Source organism: Streptomyces sp. AC1-42W (assembly GCF_003248355.1).
Taxonomy (GTDB): Bacteria; Actinomycetota; Actinomycetes; order Streptomycetales; family Streptomycetaceae; genus Streptomyces.
The window spans coordinates 2,957,136-2,975,055 of the sequence record NZ_QKWY01000001.1; the positions used below are offsets into that span (position 1 = coordinate 2,957,136).

Sequence of the window (17,920 nt, forward strand, 5' to 3'; positions counted from 1 at the left end):
GGAGCACCGTTGAGCAGGTTGCGCTGGTTGACCGCGGGGGAGTCGCACGGCCCCGCACTGGTGGCGACGCTGGAGGGCCTTCCGGCCGGCGTCCCGGTCACCACGGAGATGGTGGCGGACGCGCTCGCCCGGCGGCGGCTCGGCTACGGGCGCGGTGCGCGGATGAAGTTCGAGCGGGACGAGGTCACCTTCCTCGGCGGCGTCCGGCACGGCCTCACCATGGGCTCCCCGGTCGCCGTGATGGTCGGCAACACCGAGTGGCCCAAGTGGGAGCAGGTCATGTCGGCCGACCCGGTCGACCCGGAGACGCTGGCCGCCCAGGCCCGCAACGCCCCGCTGACCCGGCCCCGCCCCGGCCACGCCGACCTCGCCGGCATGCAGAAGTACGGCTTCGACGAGGCCCGCCCGGTCCTGGAGCGCGCCAGCGCCCGGGAGACCGCCGCCCGCGTCGCCCTCGGCGCCGTCGCCCGGTCCTACCTCAAGGAGACCGCCGGCATCGAGATCGTCAGCCACGTCGTGGAGCTGGCCGCCGCCAAGGCGCCGTACGGGGTCTACCCCGTCCCCTCCGACGTGGAGCGGCTCGACGCCGACCCGGTCCGCTGCCTCGACGCCGACGCGAGCAAGCGGATGGTCGCCGAGATCGACCAGGCCCACAAGGACGGCGACACCCTCGGCGGCGTCGTCGAGGTGCTGGCCTACGGCGTGCCGGTCGGCCTCGGCTCGCACGTGCACTGGGACCGCCGCCTCGACGCCCGCCTCGCCGGCGCGCTCATGGGCATCCAGGCCATCAAGGGCGTCGAGGTCGGCGACGGCTTCGACCTCGCCCGGGTGCCCGGCTCGAAGGCGCACGACGAGATCCTGGCGACCGAGGACGGCATCAAGCGCGCCTCCGGCCGGGCCGGCGGCACCGAGGGCGGCCTCACCACCGGCGAACTGCTGCGCGTGCGCGCCGCCATGAAGCCCATCGCCACCGTGCCGCGCGCCCTGGCGACCGTCGACGTCGTGACGGGCGAGCCCGCCAAGGCGCACCACCAGCGCTCCGACGTCTGTGCCGTCCCGGCCGCCGGCATCGTCGCCGAGGCGATGGTCGCCCTGGTCCTGGCCGACGCGGTGGCGGAGAAGTTCGGCGGCGACAGCGTCCCCGAGACCCGCCGCAACGTGCGCTCGTACCTCGACAACCTCCAGATCCGATGAGCGGTCCGCTGGTCGTCCTGGTGGGCCCGATGGGCGTCGGCAAGTCCACGGTCGGCGAACTGCTCGCCGCCCGGCTGGGCGCCGCCTACCGGGACACCGACGCCGATGTCGTCGCGAGCGCGGGCAAGCCCATCGCCGAGATCTTCTACGACGAGGGCGAGGACCACTTCCGGGCGCTTGAGCGGGACGCCGTCCGTGCCGCCGTCGCCGAGCACACCGGCGTCCTCGCGCTCGGCGGCGGGGCGATCCTGGACCCGTCCACCCGCGCCCTGCTCGCCGGCCACCCGGTCGTCTACCTCTCCATGGACGTGGAGGAGGCGGTCCGCCGGGTCGGCCTCGGCGCCGCCCGCCCGCTGCTCGCGGTCAACCCGCGCCGGCAGTGGCGCGAGCTGATGGACGCCCGCCGGCACCTCTACACCGAGGTCGCCCGCACGGTCGTCGCCACCGACGAGCGCACACCCGAAGAGGTCGCCCAGGCGGTCCTCGACGCACTGGAGCTGCCGGACGGAGCCCCGTCCGGCCGGGAGAACACACCATGACCGAGCAGGCACCCATCCGCGTCGCCGTCGCCGGCAGCGCGGGCTCCGATCCGTACGAGGTACTGATCGGCCGGCAGCTCCTCGGCGAGCTGCCCGCACTCATCGGCGAGCGCGCCAAGCGCGTCGCGGTCCTCCACCCCGAGGCCCTCGCCGAGACCGGCGAGGCGGTCCGCCAGGACCTCGCCGGTCAGGGCTACGAGGCCATCGCGATCCAGCTGCCCAACGCCGAGGAGGCCAAGACCGTCGAGGTCGCCGCCTACTGCTGGAAGGCGCTCGGCCAGACCGGCTTCACCCGCACCGACGTCATCGTCGGCGTCGGCGGCGGCGCCACCACCGACGTCGCGGGCTTCGTCGCCGCCTCCTGGCTGCGCGGGGTGCGCTGGATCGCCGTACCGACGACCGTGCTCGGCATGGTCGACGCGGCGGTCGGCGGCAAGACCGGCATCAACACCGCCGAGGGCAAGAACCTCGTCGGCGCCTTCCACCCGCCGGCCGGGGTCCTCTGCGACCTGGCCGCCCTGGACTCGCTGCCGGTGCACGACTACGTCTCCGGTCTGGCCGAGATCATCAAGGCCGGTTTCATCGCCGACCCGGTGATCCTCGACCTGATCGAGGCGGACCCGCAGGCCGCCCGTACGCCCGCCGGACCGCACACCGCCGAACTGATCGAGCGCTCGGTGCGGGTCAAGGCCAAGGTCGTCTCCAGCGACCTCAAGGAGTCCGGGCTGCGCGAGATCCTCAACTACGGCCACACCCTGGGCCACGCGATCGAGAAGAACGAACGCTACAAGTGGCGCCACGGCGCCGCCGTGTCGGTCGGCATGGTCTTCGCCGCCGAACTGGGCCGGCTGGCCGGCCGCCTGGACGACGCCACCGCCGACCGGCACCGCGCGGTCCTGGAGTCCGTGGGGCTGCCGCTCACCTACCGCGGCGACCAGTGGCCCCGGCTGCTGGAGAACATGAAGGTCGACAAGAAGTCGCGCGGCGACCTGCTGCGCTTCATCGTCCTGGACGGCCTCGGCAAGCCCGCCGTCCTGGAGGGCCCCGACCCGGCCGTGCTGCTCGCCGCCTACGGGGAGGTCTCGGCATGAGCCGCCGGGTCCTCGTGCTCAACGGCCCCAACCTCGGTCGGCTGGGCTCCCGCGAACCCGACGTCTACGGCGCCACCTCGTACGCCGGTCTCGTCGAGACGTGCCGCGCGCTGGGCAAGGAGCTGGGCTTCGACGTCGACGTCCGCGAGACGAACGACGAGGGCGAGCTGATCCGCTGGCTCCACGCGGCCGCCGACGGATCAATTCCGGTCGTTCTCAACCCGGGCGCCTTCACGCACTACTCGTACGGGATGCGGGACGCGGCCGCCCAGCGCACCGCCCCGCTGATCGAGGTGCACATCTCCAACCCGTACGCACGGGAGGAATTCCGCCACACCTCGGTGGTCGCCCCGGTCGCCACCGGGACCGTGGCCGGATTCGGCATCGGCTCCTACCGGCTCGCCCTGCGCGCCCTGGCGGAGGAACTCGCGGACTGACCGTCCCGGGCGAGGCACCTCGGGGCACTTCGGGCCCTCCCCGGCCGTTGTCCCAGTGGCGGCCGGGGAAGGTACCGTTGCCGTTGCACCAGCGCCAGTTGCCTGTACGAGACGGAGTCGCACCGGATGCAGCACGCAGTGGGGGCCCCGCTGCCTCCGCCCCGAGGTCCCGGACACGGTCCCGCCGGCCCGCCGCACCCCGGCCCGCATCCCGGTGCGCCGGTCCCGCCGCCGCACCCGCCCGCCGCGCATCCGGGCCCCCCGCCCGCCGGCCCGCCCGTGCCGCAGGGCCCCGGCGGCTGGACCGGACCCGCGCCGCACCGCGCCCCGGCCCCCCGCGAGACCACCGGACACGTCCAGCTGCCGCCCGGCCGGCCCGTGCCGCTGCCCGCCCCGCCCGCCGGACCCGGCACGGGCAACGCGACCCTCGCCGTGCTCCTGATCGGCCCCGCGGGCGCCGGGAAGACCACCGTGGCCCGGCTCTGGGCGGCCCGCCGCCGGGTGCCCACCGCCCACGTCAGCCTGGACGACGTCCGCGAGTGGGTCTGCTCCGGCTTCGCCGACCCGCAGTCCGGCTGGAACGACCAGTCCGAGGCCCAGTACCGCCTGGCCCGCCGCACCTGCGGCTTCGCCGCCCGCAACTTCCTGGCCAACGGTATCTCCTGCATCCTGGACGACGCCGTCTTCCCCGACCGGCCCGTCGTCGGCCTCGGCGGCTGGAAGCGCCACGTCGGCCCCGGCCTGCTGCCCGTCGTGCTGCTGCCCGGCCTGGAGATCGTCCTGGAGCGCAACGCCAAGCGCAGCGGCAACCGCCGCCTCTCCGACGAGGAGGTGGCCCGCATCCACGGCCGGATGGCCGGCTGGTACGGCTCCGGACTGCCGATCATCGACAACTCGGCGTACGACGTGGAGACCACCGCCAGGGTCCTGGACGACATACTCGCCCGCTCCCTGGCCAGCCCTCCGTCCTGGTGATCCCCGGCCGCGGCCCCGGCGCGGCCCCCCCGGTCGGATGCGCCCGCCGGGCGGGCCCGCCGCCCCGCTCGTACGCTCGACGCATGTCAGAGGTGTACGCCGTCCGACGCGGGCTGCTCCGCGACCGCTGCGCCGCTGTCGGAGCCGCGGCCGCCCTGGTCTCCCGCCCCGCCAACGTCCGCTACCTCGCCGGGGGAGCGCCGCCGGGCGCGGTCCTGCTGCTCGGCCCCGGCGAGGACGTCCTGCTGTGCCCGCGCCCGCCGACCGGTGACCCGGCGGACGGACGGCCCGACGAGCAGCTGAGGGTGGACCCGCTGCCGGTGGCCGGCGCCGATCCGGTGGTCGCGGCGGCGGAGCTGGCCGCGACCGGCGGTGCCCGGTCGCTGGCCGTCGAGGAGCACTACCTGACCGTCGCCCGGCACCGGGCCATGGCCTCCGTCGCGCCGAAGCTGCGGCTGACCGACCTGGGCGCCACCGTGGAGCAGTTGCGCGTCGTGAAGGACGAGGAGGAGATCGGCTGTCTGCGGATCGCGGCCGAGATCACCGACCAGGCGCTGGGCGAACTTCTCGAATCCATCCTCGTCGGCCGCACCGAACGTCACCTGGCGCTGGAACTGGAGCGCCGGCTGGTGGACCACGGCGCCGACGGGCCCGCCTTCGCCACCTCCGTCGCCACCGGCCCGAACTCCGGCCGGGGCCGCCACCGGCCCACCGACCGGCGGGTGGAGGAGGGGGATTTCCTCTCGGTCTGCCTGGGCGCCAACTACCGCGGCTACCGCTGCGAGATCGGCCGGACCTTCGTCATCGGCACGGCCCCCGCCGATTGGCAGATCGAACTGTACGAGCTCGTTTTCGCCGCTCAGCGGGCCGGCCGCGAGGCCCTGCTGCCCGGCGCCGAGTACCGTGACGTGGACCGGGCCGCCCGCCATCTCCTGGACTCCGCGGGCTACGGAGAGGGCCTCGCCCCCTCCACGGGCCACGGGGTGGGGCTCGAAATCGATGAGGACCCGCAGTTGGCACCCGCGTCCATGGGTAAACTGGACGCTTGTGTGCCGGTCACTGTCGAGCCGGGGGTCCACCTCCCCGGTCGGGGCGGGGTCCGGATCGATGACACGCTCGTCGTGCGCCCCGAGGCGGACGGCGGACCCGAGCTACTCACCATTACGACCAAGGAGCTGCTCGCGCTGTAGCGCGTGTCCCTCGGTCGTTCCACCAGCTTCAGTCCAGGAGATTCCGCAACCGTGGCTTCCACGAACGACCTCAAGAACGGCCTGGTGCTCAAGCTCGACGGGGGCCAGCTCTGGTCCGTCGTCGAGTTCCAGCACGTCAAGCCCGGCAAGGGCCCGGCCTTCGTGCGCACCAAGCTCAAGAACGTGCTCTCCGGCAAGGTCGTCGACAAGACCTTCAACGCAGGCATCAAGGTCGAGACGGCCACCGTCGACCGGCGCGACATGCAGTTCTCGTACATGGACGGCGAGTACTTCGTCTTCATGGACATGGACACGTACGACCAGCTGATGATCGAGCGCAAGACCGTCGGCGACGCCGCCAACTTCCTCGTCGAGGGCTTCACCGCCACCGTCGCCCAGCACGAGGGCGAGGTGCTCTACGTCGAGCTGCCGGCCGCCGTCGAGCTGACCATCCAGCACACGGAGCCGGGCGTCCAGGGCGACCGCTCCACCGGCGGCACCAAGCCCGCCACCCTGGAGACCGGTTACGAGATCGGTGTCCCGCTCTTCATCACCACGGGTGAGAAGATCAAGGTCGACACCCGCTCCGGCGAGTACCTCAGCCGGGTGAACAAGTAGTCGTGGCTGCCCGTAACACGGCCCGCAAGCGCGCCTTCCAGATCCTCTTCGAGGCCGACCAGCGCGGTGCGTCCGTGCTGACGGTCCTCGCGGACTGGGTGCGGCACTCGCGCTCCGACACCCGTCAGCCGCCGGTCACCGAGTACACGATGGAGCTGGTCGAGGGGTACGCGCAGTACGCGGACCGCATCGACGACCTCATCGTCACGTACTCCGAGGGCTGGGACCTCGACCGCATGCCGGTCGCCGACCGGAACATCCTGCGGCTCGGCGCCTACGAGCTGATCTGGGTGGACGCCACCCCGGACGCGGTCGTGATCGACGAGGCGGTGCAGATCGCCAAGGAGTTCTCGACCGACGACTCCCCGTCCTTCGTGAACGGCCTGCTGGCCCGTTTCAAGGACCTCAAGCCGAATCTCCGCCGGGAGCAGTGACACCCCGGCGGCATTCCGCCCACGAAGGGCCCACGGCCACCCGGCCGTGGGCCCTTCGGCATGTGCGGCATGCCTTCCGCCCACGCGAACGGGCCGGCGAGGCACCCGTGAGGGGCCCCGCCGGCCCGGCGGCACGTTTCTCCCGAAGGGGGCGGATCAGCCCTCGTCGTGGGCGACGGCACGGCGCGCGTCCGCGTCCAGCACGCCCCAGCTGATCAGCTGCTCCGTCAGCACGGAAGGCGACTGGTCGTAGATCACGGCCAGCGTGCGCAGGTCGTCCTGGCGGATCGACAGCACCTTGCCGTTGTAGTCGCCGCGCTGGCTCTGGATCGTGGCCGCGTAGCGCTGGAGCGGGCCCGCCTTCTCCGGCGGCACGTGCGCCAGGCGCTCCAGCTGGAGCACGAGCTTCGGCGGCGGCTCGGCGGCGCCGCCCGGCGTCGTGCCCGGCAGGAGCTCCTGGACCGGGACACCGTAGAAGTCCGCCAGCTCGGCAAGGCGCTGTACGGTCACGGCACGGTCGCCGCGCTCGTACGAACCGACCACGACGGCCTTCCAGCGGCCCTGGGACTTCTCCTCCACGCCGTGGAGGGAGAGGCCCTGCTGGGTGCGGATGGCACGGAGCTTGGCCCCGAGCTGCTTTGCGTATTCGCTGGACATATGGCTCCCCGGACGCTGGAACGTACGCGGCTGCGCCGCGTGGCTGGTAACTCACTGTGAGGTTACGCAGCGTTACTTGGTCGCGTCAAGCTGAGATGGTCCGTACCGGCTTTCCCCGGGGGCGGGGAAGGGTCCGGCCGCGGGCCCTGGTAGCGTGGTAGACGCACATCCGACGTCCTTTAAGGTCCGTCCCGTGAGGCGGAGAAGGAGGTCCGTTTCTTATGGACGCACAGCACGACGCCACCGGCAACGCGGCCCGCCCCGTTCTGGAGGCCCCCGACCTCGCACGGGTGCTCACCCGCATCGCCCACGAGATCGTCGAACGCGCCAAGGGCGCCGACGACGTGGTGCTCCTCGGCATCCCGACCCGCGGCGTCTTCCTCGCCCGCAGGCTCGCCGCCAAGCTCGAAGAGATCACCGGCCGCACGATCCCGGTCGGCTCCCTCGACATCACGATGTACCGCGACGACCTCCGGCTGCGCCCCGCGCGCGCCCTGGCCCGCACCGAGATCCCCGGCGAGGGCATCGAGGGCCGCCTGGTCGTCCTCGTCGACGACGTCCTCTTCTCCGGCCGCACGATCCGCGCCGCCCTCGACGCACTGGGCGACATCGGCCGGCCCCGCGCGGTGCAGCTCGCGGTCCTGGTGGACCGCGGCCACCGCGAACTGCCGATCCGCGCCGACTACGTCGGCAAGAACCTCCCCACGTCGCTGCGGGAGACGGTCAAGGTCCAGCTCGCCGAGGAGGACGGCCGCGACGCCGTGCTGCTCGGGGTCGAGCAGGACGCCTCAGCGGTCGAGCGCTAGCCACCCACCCGTACGGCCCCGCCCGCCGTACGGCGGCTTCCGCGCGCCCGCATGCCTGAAAACTCCAGCCACCCGGAGAACACCCAGATGAAGCGTCACCTCATCTCGGCCGCCGACCTCACCCGCGACGACGCCGTCCTGATCCTCGACACCGCCGAGGAGATGGCCCGGGTCGCCGACCGGCCGATCAAGAAACTCCCGACCCTGCGCGGCCGGACCGTCGTCAACCTCTTCTTCGAGGACTCGACCCGGACCCGCATCTCCTTCGAGGCGGCCGCCAAGCGGCTGTCCGCCGACGTCATCAACTTCTCCGCGAAGGGCTCGTCCGTCTCCAAGGGCGAATCCCTCAAGGACACCGCCCTGACCCTGGAGGCCATGGGCGCCGACGCCGTCGTCATCCGCCACGGCGCCTCCGGCGCCCCGTACCGGCTGGCCACCTCCGGATGGATCGACGGCGCGGTCGTCAACGCGGGCGACGGCACCCACGAGCACCCCACCCAGGCCCTGCTGGACGCCTTCACGATGCGCCGCCGGCTCGTCGGCGCCGACACCGGGCTCGGCAAGGACCTCGAAGGCCGCCGGATCACCATCGTCGGCGACATCCTGCACAGCCGCGTCGCCCGCTCCAACGTCCACCTGCTGAACACGCTCGGCGCCCACGTCACCCTGGTGGCCCCGCCGACCCTGGTCCCGGTCGGCGTCGAGCGCTGGCCCTGCGAGGTCAGCTACGGCCTCGACGAGGTGCTGCCCCAGTCCGACGCTGTGATGATGCTGCGTGTGCAGCGTGAGCGGATGAACGCCGCCTACTTCCCGACCGAGCGCGAGTACTCGCGCCGCTACGGCCTGGACGGCGAGCGCATGGCGAGGATGCCCGAGCACGCCGTCGTCATGCACCCCGGCCCGATGGTCCGCGGCATGGAGATCACCGCCGAGGTCGCCGACTCCGACCGCTGCACGGTGGTCGAGCAGGTCGCCAACGGCGTCTCCATCCGCATGGCCGTGCTCTACCTGCTGCTGGGCGGCTACGAGCCGGCCGCCCAGGCCGCCGCCCCCGCCCCCGCCGCCCGTACCGAGGAGAACAAGTAACCATGAGCAAGATCCTTATCCGCGGCGCGAAGGTACTCGGCGGCGACCCGCAGGACGTCCTCATCGACGGCGAGACCATCGCCGAGGTCGGCACCGGCCTCGACGCCGGCGACGCCACCGTGATCGAGGCGGCCGGCCAGGTCCTGCTGCCCGGCCTCGTCGACCTGCACACCCACCTGCGCGAGCCCGGCCGCGAGGACTCCGAGACCGTCCTCACCGGCACCAAGGCCGCCGCGGCCGGCGGCTTCACCGCCGTGCACGCCATGGCCAACACCTTCCCGGTCGCCGACACCGCCGGCGTCGTCGAGCAGGTCTGGCGGCTCGGCAGGGAGTCCGGCTACTGCGACGTGCAGCCCGTGGGCGCCGTCACCGTCGGCCTGGAGGGCAAGCAGCTCGCCGAGCTGGGCGCCATGCACGACTCCGCCGCCGGAGTGAAGGTCTTCTCCGACGACGGCAAGTGCGTCGACGACGCGGTCATCATGCGCCGCGCCCTGGAGTACGTGAAGGCGTTCGACGGCGTCGTCGCCCAGCACGCCCAGGAGCCCCGCCTCACCGAGGGCGCCCAGATGAACGAGGGCATCGTCTCGGCCGAGCTGGGCCTCGGCGGCTGGCCCGCCGTCGCCGAGGAGTCGATCATCGCCCGCGACGTCCTGCTCGCCGCCCACGTCGGCTCCCGGGTGCACATCTGCCACCTGTCCACCGCCGGCTCCGTCGAGATCGTGCGCTGGGCCAAGTCCAAGGGCTGGAACGTCACCGCCGAGGTCACCCCGCACCACCTCCTCCTCACCGACGAGCTGGTCCGCTCCTACAACCCGGTCTACAAGGTCAACCCGCCGCTGCGCACCGAGGCCGACGTGCTGGCCCTGCGCGAGGCCCTCGCAGACGGCACCATCGACTGCGTCGCCACCGACCACGCCCCGCACCCGCACGAGGACAAGGACTGCGAGTGGGCCGCCGCCGCCATGGGCATGGTGGGCCTGGAGACCGCGCTCTCCGTCGTCCAGCAGACGATGGTGGAGACCGGGCTGCTCGACTGGGCCGGCGTCGCCGACCGCATGTCGGCCCGCCCCGCGGCCATCGGACGGCTCGAAGGACACGGCCGCCCCGTCTCGGCGGGTGAGCCCGCCAACCTCACCCTGGTCGATCCGGCATACCGTGGAACCGTGGACCCCGCGGGCTTCGCCTCCCGCAGCCGCAACACCCCGTACGAGGGGCGCGAGCTGCCGGGCCGAGTGACCCACACCTTCCTGCGGGGCCGTGCCACGGTCGTCGACGGGAAGCTCGCGTGACAACACAGACCCTGTACCAACTGGCCGCCGAGCAGAAGTCGGCGGAAGTGACCGACTGGTCCGCACGGATCAGCTGGGTGATCGGACTCGTCGTCCTCGTCGTGTTCGTCTACTGGCTGATGCGCCAGGGCTGGAAGTGGCGCGGCAACCTCCAGTCGGACCTGCCCGCCCCGGCGAGCACCCCCGACGGCTTCGCGGACGGCTCCGCGGACGGCGAGAAGCCGCTCACGCTCACCGGCCGCTACCACGCCTCGACCACCGCCGGGCAGTGGCTCGACCGGATCGTGGCCCACGGCCTCGGCACCCGCAGCCGCGTCGAGCTGACCCTCACCGCCGAGGGCCTCGACGTCGTCAGGCCCGGCGCGGCCGGCTTCTTCGTCCCCGCCGCCGACCTGCGCGGCGCCCGCACCGAGAAGGCACTGGCGGGCAAGGTCCTGCCCGAGGGCGGCCTCCTCGTCGTCACCTGGGCGCTCGGCGACCAGCTGATCGACTCCGGATTCCGCTCCGACCACGCGGCCGAACACCCCGCGTGGGTCGACGCCGTCAACCACCTCACCAGCACTACGGAAGGCATCGCACGATGACGACCTCCACTCGGGGAGCCCAGGCTCCCGCCGTACTCGTCCTGGAGGACGGCCGCACCTTCCGCGGCCGTGCCTACGGGGCTGTGGGGGAGACCTTCGGCGAGGCGGTCTTCTCCACCGGCATGACCGGCTACCAGGAGACGCTGACCGACCCCTCGTACCACCGCCAGGTCGTCGTGATGACCGCCCCGCACGTCGGCAACACCGGCGTCAACGACGAGGACCCCGAGTCCCAGCGGATCTGGGTCTCCGGCTACGTCGTCCGCGACCCCGCCCGCACCCCCTCCAACTGGCGCTCCCGCCGCACCCTCGACCAGGAACTGGCCGACCAGGGCGTCGTCGGCATCAGCGGCATCGACACCCGCGCCCTCACCCGCCACCTGCGCGAGCGCGGCGCCATGCGCGTCGGCATCTTCTCCGGCGCCGCCGTCACCGACGACACCGCGATGCTCGACCGCGTGCGGCAGGCCCCCGAGATGAAGGGCGCCGACCTCTCCGCCGAGGTCGCCACCAAGGAGACCTACGTCGTCCCCGCGGCCGGCACCAAGAAGTTCACCGTCGCCGCGATCGACCTCGGCATCAAGGGCATGACCCCGCACCGGATGGCCGAGCGCGGCATCGAGGTGCACGTGCTGCCCGCCACCGCCACCCTGGACGAGATCTACGCCGTCGCCCCGGACGGCGTCTTCTTCTCCAACGGCCCCGGCGACCCGGCCACCGCCGACCACCCCGTCGCCCTCATGCGGGGCGTCCTGGACCGGGGCACCCCGCTCTTCGGGATCTGCTTCGGCAACCAGATCCTGGGCCGCGCGCTCGGCTTCGGCACCTACAAGCTGAAGTACGGCCACCGCGGCATCAACCAGCCCGTGCAGGACCGCTCGACCGGCAAGGTCGAGGTCACCGCGCACAACCACGGCTTCGCCGTCGACGCCCCCCTCGACAAGGTCTCCGACACCGCCTACGGCCGCGCCGAGGTCTCCCACGTCTGCCTCAACGACAACGTGGTGGAGGGCCTCCAGCTGCTCGACCGACCGGCCTTCAGCGTCCAGTACCACCCCGAGGCGGCCGCCGGCCCGCACGACGCCGCGTACCTCTTCGACCGTTTCGTCTCCCTGATGGAGGGCCAGCGTGCCTAAGCGCTCCGATATCCAGTCCGTCCTGGTCATCGGCTCCGGCCCGATCGTCATCGGGCAGGCCGCCGAGTTCGACTACTCCGGCACCCAGGCGTGCCGCGTGCTCAAGGCCGAGGGCCTGCGCGTCATCCTGGTGAACTCCAACCCGGCGACGATCATGACCGACCCGGAGATCGCCGACGCCACCTATGTCGAGCCGATCACCCCCGAGTTCGTCGAGAAGATCATCGCCAAGGAGCGCCCCGACGCGCTCCTGCCCACCCTGGGCGGCCAGACCGCGCTCAACACCGCGATCTCCATGCACGAGAACGGTGTCCTCGACAAGTACGGCGTCGAGCTCATCGGCGCCAACGTCGAGGCCATCAACAAGGGCGAGGACCGCGACCTCTTCAAGGGCGTCGTGGAGGCCGTCAAGGAGAAGATCGGCTACGGCGAGTCCGCCCGCTCGGTCATCTGCCACTCCATGGACGACGTCCTGGCCGGTGTGGAGACCCTCGGCGGCTACCCCGTCGTCGTCCGCCCCTCCTTCACCATGGGCGGCGCCGGCTCCGGTTTCGCCCACGACGAGGACGAGCTGCGCCGCATCGCGGGCCAGGGCCTCACGCTCTCCCCGACCACCGAGGTGCTCCTGGAGGAGTCCATCCTCGGCTGGAAGGAGTACGAGCTGGAACTGATGCGCGACCGCAACGACAACGTCGTGGTCGTCTGCTCCATCGAGAACTTCGACCCGATGGGCGTCCACACCGGTGACTCGATCACCGTCGCCCCGGCGATGACCCTCACCGACCGCGAGTACCAGCGGCTGCGCGACATCGGCATCGCGATCATCCGCGAGGTCGGCGTCGACACCGGCGGCTGCAACATCCAGTTCGCCATCGACCCGTCCGACGGCCGCGTCATCGTCATCGAGATGAACCCGCGCGTCTCCCGCTCCTCGGCGCTCGCCTCCAAGGCCACCGGCTTCCCGATCGCCAAGATCGCCGCCAAGCTGGCCGTCGGCTACACGCTCGACGAGATCCCCAACGACATCACCGAGAAGACCCCGGCCTCCTTCGAGCCGACCCTCGACTACGTCGTCGTCAAGGCACCGCGCTTCGCCTTCGAGAAGTTCCCCTCCGCCGACTCCACCCTCACCACCACCATGAAGTCGGTGGGCGAGGCCATGGCCATCGGCCGGAACTTCACCGAGGCCCTCCAGAAGGCCCTGCGCTCGCTGGAGAAGAAGGGCTCGCAGTTCACCTTCACCGGCGACCCCGGCGACAAGGCCGAGCTGCTGGCCGCCGCCGTCCGCCCGACCGACGGCCGGGTCAACGCCGTCATGCAGGCGATCCGGGCCGGCGCCACCCAGGAGGAGGTCTTCGACGCCACGAAGATCGACCCCTGGTTCGTGGACCAGCTCTTCCTCATCAAGGAGATCGCCGACGAGCTGGCCGCCGCCGACAAGCTCGGGCCCGAGCTGCTGGGCGAGGCCAAGCGGCACGGCTTCTCGGACGTCCAGATCGCCGAGATCCGCGGCCTGCGCGAGGACGTCGTCCGCGAGGTCCGCCACTCGCTCGGCATCCGCCCGGTCTACAAGACGGTCGACACCTGCGCCGCCGAGTTCGCCGCGAAAACGCCGTACTTCTACTCCTCCTACGACGAGGAGAGCGAGGTCGCGCCCCGCACCCGCCCCGCGGTGATCATCCTGGGCTCCGGCCCCAACCGCATCGGCCAGGGCATCGAGTTCGACTACTCCTGCGTCCACGCCTCCTTCGCGCTCAGCGACGCCGGCTACGAGACCGTGATGGTCAACTGCAACCCGGAGACGGTCTCCACCGACTACGACACCTCCGACCGCCTCTACTTCGAGCCGCTCACCCTGGAGGACGTGCTGGAGATCGTGCACGCCGAATCGCTGGCGGGTCCGATCGCCGGCGTCATCGTGCAGCTCGGCGGCCAGACCCCGCTGGGCCTCTCGCAGGCCCTCAAGGACAACGGCGTGCCCGTCGTCGGCACCCCGCCGGAGGCCATCCACGCCGCCGAGGACCGCGGCGCCTTCGGCCGCGTCCTGGCCGAGGCCGGACTGCCCGCCCCCAAGCACGGCACCGCCACCACCTTCACCGAGGCCAAGGAGATCGCCGACGAGATCGGCTACCCCGTCCTCGTACGCCCCTCGTACGTGCTCGGCGGGCGCGGCATGGAGATCGTGTACGACGAGACCCGGCTCTCGGCGTACATCTCCGAGTCCACCGAGATCAGCCCCACCCGGCCGGTCCTGGTCGACCGCTTCCTCGACGACGCCATCGAGATCGACGTGGACGCCCTCTACGACGGCACCGAGCTGTACCTCGGCGGCGTCATGGAGCACATCGAGGAGGCCGGCATCCACTCCGGCGACTCCGCCTGCGCGCTGCCCCCGATCACCCTCGGCGGCCACGACATCAAGCGGCTGCGCGCCTCCACGGAGGCCATCGCCAAGGGCGTCGGCGTCCGCGGCCTGATCAACATCCAGTTCGCGCTCTCCGGCGACATCCTCTACGTCCTGGAGGCCAACCCGCGCGCCTCGCGGACCGTGCCCTTCACCTCGAAGGCGACCGCGGTCCCGCTCGCCAAGGCCGCCGCCCGCATCTCGCTGGGCGCGACCGTCGCCGAGCTGCGCGAGGAGGGCCTGCTGCCGAAGACCGGCGACGGCGGCACCCTGCCGCTGGACGCGCCGATCTCCGTCAAGGAGGCCGTCATGCCGTGGTCGCGCTTCCGCGACATCCACGGCCGCGGCGTCGACACCATCCTCGGTCCGGAGATGCGCTCCACCGGCGAGGTCATGGGCATCGACTCGGTCTTCGGCACCGCCTACGCCAAGTCGCAGGCCGGCGCCTACGGGCCGCTGCCGACCAAGGGCCGCGCCTTCATCTCGGTGGCCAACCGGGACAAGCGCTCGATGATCTTCCCGGCCCGCGAGCTGGTCGCCCACGGCTTCGAGCTGCTGGCCACCTCCGGCACCGCCGAGGTCCTCAAGCGCAACGGCATCAACGCCACGGTCGTGCGCAAGCAGTCCGAGGGCGAGGGCCCCAACGGCGAGAAGACCATCGTCCAGCTGATCCACGAGGGCGGGGTGGACCTCATCGTCAACACCCCCTACGGGACCGGCGGCCGGCTCGACGGCTACGAGATCCGCACCGCGGCCGTCGCCCGGTCCGTGCCCTGCCTGACCACGGTCCAGGCGCTCGCCGCGGCCGTCCAGGGCATCGACGCCCTCAACAACGGAGACGTCGGCGTCCGTTCGCTCCAGGAACACGCGGAACACCTGACCGCGGCCCGCGACTGAGAAGCCCACAAGGGGGACACCGGAAACGGTGTCCCCCTCTCCATGAGGACACCGTGATGTACAAGTTCTTCTTCCAGCTGGTCTTCAAGCGCATGGACCCCGAGCGCGCCCACCACCTGGCCTTCCGCTGGATTCGCCTCGCCGCCCGCGTCCCCGTGCTGCGCACCTTCCTCGCCGCCGCCCTCGCCCCCCGGTACGAGGAGCTGCGCACCGAGGCCCTGGGCCTGCGGATGCACGGCCCCTTCGGCCTCGCCGCCGGCTTCGACAAGAACGCGGTCGCGATCGACGGCATGGCGATGCTCGGCTTCGACCACGTCGAGATCGGCACCGTCACCGGCGAACCGCAGCCCGGCAACCCGAAGCGGCGGCTGTTCCGCCTGGTGGCGGACCGCGCGCTGATCAACCGCATGGGCTTCAACAACGAGGGCTCCGCCGCCGTCGCCGCCCGGCTCGCCGCCCGCAACCCGGTCTTCCGCACCACCGTGGGCGTCAACATCGGCAAGACCAAGGTCGTCGCCGAGGCCGACGCCGCCGCCGACTACGTGAAGTCCACCGAGCGCCTCGCCGCCCACGCCGACTACCTCGTCGTCAACGTCTCCTCGCCCAACACCCCCGGCCTGCGCAACCTCCAGGCCACCGAGTCGCTTCGCCCGCTGCTCACCGCCGTGCGCGAGGCCGCCGACCGGACCGTCACCCACCGCCGTGTCCCGCTGCTGGTCAAGATCGCCCCGGACCTCGCCGACGAGGACGTGGACGCCGTCGCCGACCTCGCCGTCGAACTCGGCCTGGACGGCATCATCGCCACCAACACCACCATCGCCCGCGCGGGCCTGGGCCTGACGTCCCCGCCCGCGCTGGTGAAGGAGACCGGCGGACTGTCCGGCGCCCCCCTCAAGGCGCGCTCCCTGGAGGTCCTCGGCCGCCTCCACCGCCGCGTGGGCGACCGGATCACCCTGGTGGGCGTCGGCGGCATCGAGAACGCCGAGGACGCCTGGCAGCGCATCCTCGCCGGGGCGACGCTCGTCCAGGGCTACAGCGCCTTCATCTACGAGGGCCCCTTCTACGCCCGCGCCATCCACAAGGGCCTGGCCGCGCGCCTGGCCGCCTCCCCGTACGCCACGCTCGCCGACGCCGTCGGCGCGGAAAGCCGGAAGGCAGCGAAATGACCCCGGAACCCTTCGGCGCCCGGCTGCGCCACGCCATGGACACCCGAGGCCCGCTCTGCGTCGGCATCGACCCGCACGCCTCGCTGCTCACCGCCTGGGGGCTGAACGACGACATCGCCGGCCTGGAGCGGTTCACCCGGACCGTCGTCGAGGCGCTGGCCGACCGGGTCGCCGTGCTCAAGCCGCAGTCCGCGTTCTTCGAGCGCTTCGGCTCACGCGGCATCGCGGTCCTGGAGAAGGCCGTCGAGGAGGCCCGCGCGGCCGGCGCCCTGGTCCTGATGGACGCCAAACGCGGCGACATCGGCTCCACCATGGGCGCCTACGCGGTGACCTACCTGGACAAGGACTCGCCGCTGTTCTCGGACGCGGTCACCGTCTCGCCCTACCTCGGCTTCGGCTCACTGCGCCCGGCGCTCGACGCGGCGGCGATCTCCGGCGCCGGCGTCTTCGTCCTCGCGCTGACCTCCAACCCGGAGGGCGCCGAGGTGCAGCGCGCCACCGCCGCCGACGGCCGTCCGCTGGCCCAGCTGATGCTCGACCACATGGCCGCCGAGAACGCGGGCGCCGCCCCGCTCGGCTCGGTCGGCGCGGTGGTCGGGGCCACGCTGGGCGACGCGGGCGTGGACCTGGCGATCAACGGCCCGCTGCTCGCGCCGGGGATCGGCGCGCAGGGGGCGACCCCGGCGGACCTGCCGGGCGTCTTCGGGGACGCGGTGGGCAATGTGGTGCCCAGCGTGAGCCGGGGCGTGCTGCGCCACGGCCCGGACATGGCGGGGCTGCGCGACGCGGCAGGGCGGTTCGCGGACGAGGTCCGGACGGCCGTCTCGGACCGCTGAGTGTGCCCCTTCACACCGTGTTGACGAAATCCTGACCAAAAAAGTCGGTCGTTATGCCTGAAAAGTCCTGGTCGGCTGAGGCTGACCAGGACTTTTCGTCTGTTCTCGCTGACTCCGGCGGCCTTGGCCGCTAGTCTCCGTCGAGAGCCGACGCGCACGGGGTGTTCGCGGCTCACCAGGTGAGGGGCGCTCCAGTCGCCTCACCGGTCCGTATCCGACAGATCGACATCCGAGGTGACGTAGGCGTGGCTCTTCCGCCCCTTACCCCTGAACAGCGCGCAGCCGCGCTCGAAAAGGCCGCCGCGGCTCGCCGGGAGCGGGCCGAGGTCAAGAATCGACTCAAGCACTCCGGCGCCTCCCTCCACGAGGTCATCAAGTCGGGCCAGGAGAACGACGTCATCGGCAAGATGAAGGTCTCGGCCCTGCTGGAGTCCCTGCCCGGCGTGGGCAAGGTCCGTGCCAAGCAGATCATGGAGCGGCTCGGCATCTCCGAGAGCCGCCGCGTGCGGGGTCTGGGCTCCAACCAGATCGCATCCCTGGAGCGCGAGTTCGGCGGCACCGCCGCCTGACGTTCTCAGGCA

Annotated in this window: 18 protein-coding genes; 17 read left to right on the forward strand and 1 reads right to left on the reverse strand. The window is 72.1% G+C overall.

Annotated elements, in window-relative coordinates; translation table 11 throughout:
- The first annotated feature begins 9 nt into the window (after positions 1-9).
- The 8 genes from aroC (at position 10) to nusB (ending at position 6,478) form a co-directional block, all read left to right on the forward strand.
- Positions 10-1,194, forward strand: a complete 1,185-nt coding sequence (aroC, locus tag DNK56_RS13725; protein ID WP_111333923.1) for a chorismate synthase — start codon at positions 10-12, stop codon at positions 1,192-1,194.
- A complete protein-coding gene (locus DNK56_RS13730) occupies positions 1,191-1,733 on the forward strand; it encodes a shikimate kinase (RefSeq protein WP_111333924.1) in 543 nt (180 codons plus the stop codon). Before aroC ends, DNK56_RS13730 begins: the two co-directional genes overlap by 4 nt.
- Positions 1,730-2,824 (forward strand): 3-dehydroquinate synthase, encoded by a 1,095-nt coding sequence (gene aroB, locus DNK56_RS13735; protein ID WP_111333925.1) that lies wholly within the window; start codon positions 1,730-1,732, stop codon positions 2,822-2,824. Before DNK56_RS13730 ends, aroB begins: the two co-directional genes overlap by 4 nt.
- Complete coding sequence (gene aroQ, locus DNK56_RS13740) at positions 2,821-3,261, forward strand: type II 3-dehydroquinate dehydratase (RefSeq protein WP_111333926.1); 441 nt, start codon at positions 2,821-2,823, stop codon at positions 3,259-3,261. The genes aroB and aroQ overlap by 4 nt, the downstream gene beginning before the upstream one ends.
- A gap of 126 nt (positions 3,262-3,387) precedes the next feature.
- Positions 3,388-4,236, forward strand: a complete 849-nt coding sequence (locus DNK56_RS13745; RefSeq protein ID WP_111333927.1) for a Pro-rich N-terminal domain-containing protein — start codon at positions 3,388-3,390, stop codon at positions 4,234-4,236.
- Positions 4,237-4,319: 83 nt separating this feature from the next.
- A complete protein-coding gene (locus tag DNK56_RS13750; protein WP_111333928.1) occupies positions 4,320-5,426 on the forward strand; it encodes an aminopeptidase P family protein in 1,107 nt (368 codons plus the stop codon).
- Positions 5,427-5,477: 51 nt separating this feature from the next.
- Positions 5,478-6,044: an elongation factor P gene (gene efp, locus DNK56_RS13755; RefSeq protein ID WP_111333929.1), complete on the forward strand. Its 567-nt coding sequence runs from the start codon at positions 5,478-5,480 to the stop codon at positions 6,042-6,044.
- A 2-nt stretch (positions 6,045-6,046) separates the two neighbouring features.
- Complete coding sequence (gene nusB, locus DNK56_RS13760; protein WP_111333930.1) at positions 6,047-6,478, forward strand: transcription antitermination factor NusB; 432 nt, start codon at positions 6,047-6,049, stop codon at positions 6,476-6,478.
- Positions 6,479-6,634: 156 nt separating this feature from the next.
- Here the strand turns inward: nusB and bldD are convergent, their stop codons facing one another.
- Complete coding sequence (bldD, locus tag DNK56_RS13770; RefSeq protein WP_018103903.1) at positions 6,635-7,135, reverse strand: transcriptional regulator BldD; 501 nt, start codon at positions 7,133-7,135, stop codon at positions 6,635-6,637.
- A gap of 221 nt (positions 7,136-7,356) precedes the next feature.
- Here bldD and pyrR point away from each other — a divergent pair, with 221 nt between their 5' ends.
- From pyrR to DNK56_RS13815, 9 genes are all read left to right on the forward strand, one after another.
- On the forward strand, positions 7,357-7,941 hold the full coding sequence (gene pyrR / locus DNK56_RS13775) for a bifunctional pyr operon transcriptional regulator/uracil phosphoribosyltransferase PyrR (RefSeq protein WP_111333932.1): 585 nt from the start codon (positions 7,357-7,359) through the stop codon (positions 7,939-7,941).
- 87 nt (positions 7,942-8,028) lie between these two features.
- Positions 8,029-9,027, forward strand: a complete 999-nt coding sequence (locus DNK56_RS13780; protein ID WP_111333933.1) for an aspartate carbamoyltransferase catalytic subunit — start codon at positions 8,029-8,031, stop codon at positions 9,025-9,027.
- A gap of 2 nt (positions 9,028-9,029) precedes the next feature.
- The gene (locus DNK56_RS13785) at positions 9,030-10,316 is read left to right on the forward strand and encodes a dihydroorotase (protein ID WP_111333934.1); all 1,287 of its coding nucleotides are present in this window, start codon (positions 9,030-9,032) and stop codon (positions 10,314-10,316) included.
- Positions 10,313-10,900, forward strand: coding sequence for a PH-like domain-containing protein (locus tag DNK56_RS13790; RefSeq protein ID WP_111333935.1), 588 nt, complete (start codon positions 10,313-10,315; stop codon positions 10,898-10,900). The genes DNK56_RS13785 and DNK56_RS13790 overlap by 4 nt, the downstream gene beginning before the upstream one ends.
- Positions 10,897-12,036, forward strand: coding sequence for a glutamine-hydrolyzing carbamoyl-phosphate synthase small subunit (gene carA / locus DNK56_RS13795; protein ID WP_111333936.1), 1,140 nt, complete (start codon positions 10,897-10,899; stop codon positions 12,034-12,036). The genes DNK56_RS13790 and carA overlap by 4 nt, the downstream gene beginning before the upstream one ends.
- On the forward strand, positions 12,029-15,337 hold the full coding sequence (gene carB, locus DNK56_RS13800; protein ID WP_111333937.1) for a carbamoyl-phosphate synthase large subunit: 3,309 nt from the start codon (positions 12,029-12,031) through the stop codon (positions 15,335-15,337). The genes carA and carB overlap by 8 nt, the downstream gene beginning before the upstream one ends.
- Before the next feature lie 56 nt (positions 15,338-15,393).
- On the forward strand, positions 15,394-16,503 hold the full coding sequence (locus DNK56_RS13805) for a quinone-dependent dihydroorotate dehydrogenase (protein WP_111333938.1): 1,110 nt from the start codon (positions 15,394-15,396) through the stop codon (positions 16,501-16,503).
- Positions 16,500-17,339: an orotidine-5'-phosphate decarboxylase gene (pyrF, locus tag DNK56_RS13810; protein ID WP_111333939.1), complete on the forward strand. Its 840-nt coding sequence runs from the start codon at positions 16,500-16,502 to the stop codon at positions 17,337-17,339. Before DNK56_RS13805 ends, pyrF begins: the two co-directional genes overlap by 4 nt.
- A gap of 245 nt (positions 17,340-17,584) precedes the next feature.
- Entirely contained in the window at positions 17,585-17,908 is a 324-nt protein-coding gene (locus tag DNK56_RS13815; RefSeq protein WP_018103912.1) for an integration host factor, read from the forward strand.
- The last annotated feature ends 12 nt before the right edge of the window (positions 17,909-17,920 follow it).

Excerpts from the sequence above, each read along its gene's own strand:
- DNK56_RS13730 (WP_111333924.1), top strand. The coding sequence starts at position 1,191 with ATGAGCGGTCCGCTGGTCGTCCTGGTGGGCCCGATGGGCGTCGGCAAG.
- DNK56_RS13745 (WP_111333927.1), top strand. The coding sequence starts at position 3,388 with ATGCAGCACGCAGTGGGGGCCCCGCTGCCTCCGCCCCGAGGTCCCGGA.
- carA (WP_111333936.1), top strand. The coding sequence starts at position 10,897 with ATGACGACCTCCACTCGGGGAGCCCAGGCTCCCGCCGTACTCGTCCTG.
- pyrR (WP_111333932.1), top strand. The coding sequence starts at position 7,357 with ATGGACGCACAGCACGACGCCACCGGCAACGCGGCCCGCCCCGTTCTG.
- DNK56_RS13805 (WP_111333938.1), top strand. The coding sequence starts at position 15,394 with ATGTACAAGTTCTTCTTCCAGCTGGTCTTCAAGCGCATGGACCCCGAG.
- DNK56_RS13785 (WP_111333934.1), top strand. The coding sequence starts at position 9,030 with ATGAGCAAGATCCTTATCCGCGGCGCGAAGGTACTCGGCGGCGACCCG.
- bldD (WP_018103903.1), bottom strand. The coding sequence starts at position 7,135 with ATGTCCAGCGAATACGCAAAGCAGCTCGGGGCCAAGCTCCGTGCCATC.
- DNK56_RS13780 (WP_111333933.1), top strand. The coding sequence starts at position 8,029 with ATGAAGCGTCACCTCATCTCGGCCGCCGACCTCACCCGCGACGACGCC.
- pyrF (WP_111333939.1), top strand. The coding sequence starts at position 16,500 with ATGACCCCGGAACCCTTCGGCGCCCGGCTGCGCCACGCCATGGACACC.
- DNK56_RS13750 (WP_111333928.1), top strand. The coding sequence starts at position 4,320 with ATGTCAGAGGTGTACGCCGTCCGACGCGGGCTGCTCCGCGACCGCTGC.
- aroQ (WP_111333926.1), top strand. The coding sequence starts at position 2,821 with ATGAGCCGCCGGGTCCTCGTGCTCAACGGCCCCAACCTCGGTCGGCTG.
- aroB (WP_111333925.1), top strand. The coding sequence starts at position 1,730 with ATGACCGAGCAGGCACCCATCCGCGTCGCCGTCGCCGGCAGCGCGGGC.